Origin of the sequence: Tahibacter caeni, from assembly GCF_024609805.1 — a bacterium.
Classification (GTDB): domain Bacteria; phylum Pseudomonadota; class Gammaproteobacteria; order Xanthomonadales; family Rhodanobacteraceae; genus Tahibacter; species Tahibacter caeni.
On record NZ_JANFVR010000398.1, the window covers coordinates 1 to 3,860 of the forward strand.

Here is a 3,860-nt window from a genome sequence, read left to right on the forward strand (position 1 = left end):
GCTCTTCCGATCTCGGCGACGAGCTGCGCCCAGGCGATGCGGTCCAGGCTCGCCGGCCGCGCGATCGTGCCGAGGCGCCGGCGCAGCGGCGCGCCGGCGAAGACCACGGCATTGCCGCCGTCCTCGTCGTCGGCGACGCAGACCGCGTCGTCGAAGCAACGGCGCAGATGGCGCAGCAGGCTCGCGAAGCCCGCGTCGCCGCGGTCGACGTTGATGACGAGCACGCCGCGCGGCCGCAACGCGGCGCGGCAGGCGGCGGCGAAGCGCGCCGAACGCAGCCGTGCCGGCATGCCGGCCTCGTCGTAGCCGTCGAGCAGGATCGCGTCGAAGACCCGGGACTGCGCGGCGACGAAGTCCGCCCCGTCGCCGAGGCGTATGCGCAGCCCGCGGTCGTCGCGCGGAATCGCGAACGCGTCGCGCAGCGCGATCACGCGCGCGTCGAGCTCGACCACGTCGAGCCGCGCACGCGGCAGATGGCGCCGGCAGAACTTGACCAGCGAGCCGCCGCCGAGACCGATCACGGCGATGCGCCGCGGCGACGCGCCGAACAGCAGGAAGCCCATCATCAGGCAGGTGTAGTCGAACACCAGCGCGTCGGGCTCGGCCAGGCGCATGCGGCTCTGGATGCGCGCGGGTCCGAATTGCAGCGAACGCAGGCCGCCGGCGTCGACGACATAGGGCGCGCCGCTGCGCCGACTCATGCGCGCAGCGCCGCCGCGGTCTCGCGCAGCGCCGCATCCGGCAGCGCGTAGGCGGTCTCGAGCAGCTCGCCGTCGTGCAGCAGGTCGGGATACTGCTGGCCGACGAGGGCCTGCACGGCGAAGATCTCGCGCACGTCGCCGGTGAAAGTCAGCAAGGCGACGGTCTCGCCGCTGCGCGTGTCGACGACCCAGACGCCGCTGCGGCGCTGCGCGTCTGCATCGGTCAGTGGAATGTCGGTGAACGCGTTGCTCTCGCGCAGCTGCGACAGGCCGACCAGCGCGAACGGTCCGACGAAATCCAGTCCGCGCGCGAAGCCCGGCACGCGTGCGACGTCGCGTCGTTCGCCGCTGTGCGGATCCAGCGTGACCAGCGCGCCGCGGCCGGATTCGAGCAGCCAGAGACGGTCCGCGTGCCAGCGCGGCGAATGCGGCATGCTCAGGCCGCGCGCGACGACCGCATCGGCCTCCAGATCGATCAGCACGCCGCCGTCGCGCTTGTTCGCGCGCCAGCCCTGCGCCGTGTCGGTCTCGCCGAGCGCCGTCACGTAGCGCGGGCGGCCGTCGCGCAGGCCCAGTCCGTTCAGATGGCAGCGGTCCTCGGGCGCATACGCGCCGACGAAGCGCGGCCGCCAGCGCGGCACGAAGCTGTGCGCGTCGTCGAGCGTGCACAGGCACGAGAACAACGTGTTCACGAACCACAGCGCGCCGTCGCCGGCGTAGGCCATCTCGTGGATGTCGATCGCACCGGTCAGATGCCGGCGGCGCAGCAGATACGCCGCATCGTGCGGCGTCGCCGACGGCAGCCGCGGCGCGAGCGCCGGCATGTTGCGGAACTCGAGGATCTCGCCCTGCGCGCCGAGCGCGATCTTTCCGGCCGCCGCGGCCAGCCCCATGGGCCGGACGAAGCGGCGGAAATGCGTGTTGAGCCGGTCCTGCCCGGCACGCAGCAGCACGAGGCGGCCGGCCTGGTAGGTGCTGACCAGCACGCTCGCGCGCAGCTGCTGCAGCAGCGCCGGGAAATTCGCCGTATGCCGGCTGGAGAATTCGTCGGCGCTCGCCGCGGCGGCCGTGCTCATGCGCTCAGGGTTCGAAGGAATCGCGGAACAGGATATCCGGCAGCGGCTGCGCCTCGTAGGCGCCGATGTCCACGCCGGCGCCGTAGCTGCGCAGATAGAACGCTCCGCGCTGGTCGTAGACCGATGCCGCCGCGTTGCTGCCGGCGTCGATCGCCGGCGAAGTCTCGGCCAGCGCGTGCGTCAGGGTGCCGCCGCCGTTGCCGGCCAGCGGCAGCAGCTGCGGATCGGCGGTCACGGTGTCGCCGGGCATTTCCGCCGGACTGCCGCCGCCGGTTGGAATCAGGTTGTCGGCGCCGCTGACGGTTTCGGGAAACGCCCAGACGTTCGCCGCACTGGTACCGGTCTGGTTGTTCGCGACGATGGAGCTGTGCAGCTGGATGTTGTAGGTGTATTCGTCGGCGCTGAAGCCGGCGCCGCGGCGCGTGGCCGTGTTGAACGCGATCGTCGTGTTGCTGATCTCGACGTCGCCGCCGCTCGCGAAGATGCCGCCGCCCTCGCGCGCGCCGTTGCCCGAGATCGTACTGTTGACGAAGCGGCTCGGCGACGGCGCGTATTCGCCGAACAGCAGGTTGACGCCGCCGCCGTCGGCGCCGGAGACGTTGCCGCTGACGCTGCTCGCGATCAGCTCGACGGCGCAGCCGAAGCCGAGGATGCCGCCGCCGGCCTCGTCGAGGCCGGCGAGGTTGCCGGCTTCGTTGTTCTCGATGCGCGAGCGCTCGACGTGCAGCACCCCGCTGCCCGGGCCGATCAGGCCGCCGCCGGCGGAATCGGCCTGGTTGCCGCTGACCGTCGTGTCGAGCAGTTCCGCACGCGCTCCGTTGCCGAAGAAGCGGAAACCACCGCCGCCGCCGTAATGGTTGGTCGAGGTCACCACGTTGTCGGCGATCGTGCTGCGCACGAGCGTCGCGTCGCCGACCACGCTGCCGCCGCCGCCCTGCGGCGCGCAGACGTCGCAGTGCGATTCGTTGGTGTTGCCGCTGACGACGCTGTCGATCAGCGTGGCGCCGGCGATCGGCGCGCCGTTCGCGCGCGAGCCCGCGGACACGCCGCCGCCGTAGACCTCGTAGCTGTCCGACAGCGCCGTGTTGCCGGTCACGGCGGCGCCGTTGAGCTCCAGGCCCAGGTCCGCATGCAGGCCGCCGCCCTGGGTCACGTTGTCGAGCGGGTTGCTGCCGTCGACGCGATGGCTGTGGGCATGGTTGTCGCGGAACTCGCTCGCGTCGGCGCGCAGCACGCCGCCCACGGCGATGCCGCCGCCGAACACACGGCCGGTGCCGTCGACCTGGTTGTCGTGCAGGCGCGCGCCGGCGAGCTGCGCGTCGCCGCCGACGTAGACGCCGCCGCCGCGCGCGTTCGTGGCCGAATCGCTGCCGGCCGCGCAGTCGCCGACCGTCACGTTGTCGAGACTCAGCGCGCCGTCGGCGTAGACGCAGCCGCCCTGGTCGGGCGCACGGCCCCGGGTCAGGCTCAGGTTGGCCAGGCTCAGCCGGCCCGGCGCAGCGTGACGGAACACGCGGCTCTGGTCGTTGCCGCTGAGGCTCAGAGCCTGGCCCGCGCCGCCGCGCACGGTCAGTTCGCCGGCGCCGCCGGTTTCGAGCGCGCCGCTGGTCAGCACGATGCTGCTGCAGCCCAGGCCCGACAGGTCGACGACGTCGCCGCTCGTGGCGGCGGCGATCGTCGCGCGCAGGCTGCCGCTGCCGCTGTCGTCGCAGTTCAGTACCGGCAAGGTGGCGGCGGGTGCCGCCAGCGGCGCCGCCAGGGCCAGGGCGAGGCAGGCCACGAGCGGATGCCGCAGCGGCAGACGGCGGGAGGCGAAGGAACGGGAAATCGACATCATGGACTCCGGACGGAAAGTAGGGCCGGACGGCTGCCGGCGGCGATGCGTCCCGGAGCTTGCTGACATGCGGCTTGCGCGGCCATGCCGGCGCCTTTCCGTTTCCGTTCGGAATCCGTTCCGAGACCGTTCGGCGGCCGGATCGCGACGGTGCGGCCGGGGTGGCGGACGCCGTTCCGTCCGCCGGGTCGGCCGGCAGCGGACGCTCGCCGGCGAGCCGGCGCAGGGTCGCGAGCAGGCCGGCGGCCG

At 72.9% G+C, this 3,860-nt stretch carries 3 protein-coding genes; all 3 read right to left on the reverse strand.

Annotated features, from left to right (window positions below; translation table 11 throughout):
• The coding region (locus NON22_RS21485) for a spermine/spermidine synthase domain-containing protein (RefSeq protein ID WP_257389037.1) at window positions 1-701 on the reverse strand (701 nt) is incomplete at its 3' end.
• Entirely contained in the window at window positions 698-1,777 is a 1,080-nt protein-coding gene (locus NON22_RS21490; protein ID WP_257389039.1) for a TIGR03032 family protein, read from the reverse strand. The genes NON22_RS21490 and NON22_RS21485, both read right to left, overlap by 4 nt.
• 4 nt (window positions 1,778-1,781) lie before the next feature.
• Window positions 1,782-3,611: a choice-of-anchor Q domain-containing protein gene (locus NON22_RS21495; protein WP_257389041.1), complete on the reverse strand. Its 1,830-nt coding sequence runs from the start codon at window positions 3,609-3,611 to the stop codon at window positions 1,782-1,784.
• Between the last annotated feature and the right edge of the window lie 249 nt (window positions 3,612-3,860).

Coding starts and splice junctions, on each gene's coding strand:
- NON22_RS21490 (WP_257389039.1), bottom strand. CDS start 1,777: ATGAGCACGGCCGCCGCGGCGAGCGCCGACGAATTCTCCAGCCGGCAT.
- NON22_RS21495 (WP_257389041.1), bottom strand. CDS start 3,611: ATGTCGATTTCCCGTTCCTTCGCCTCCCGCCGTCTGCCGCTGCGGCAT.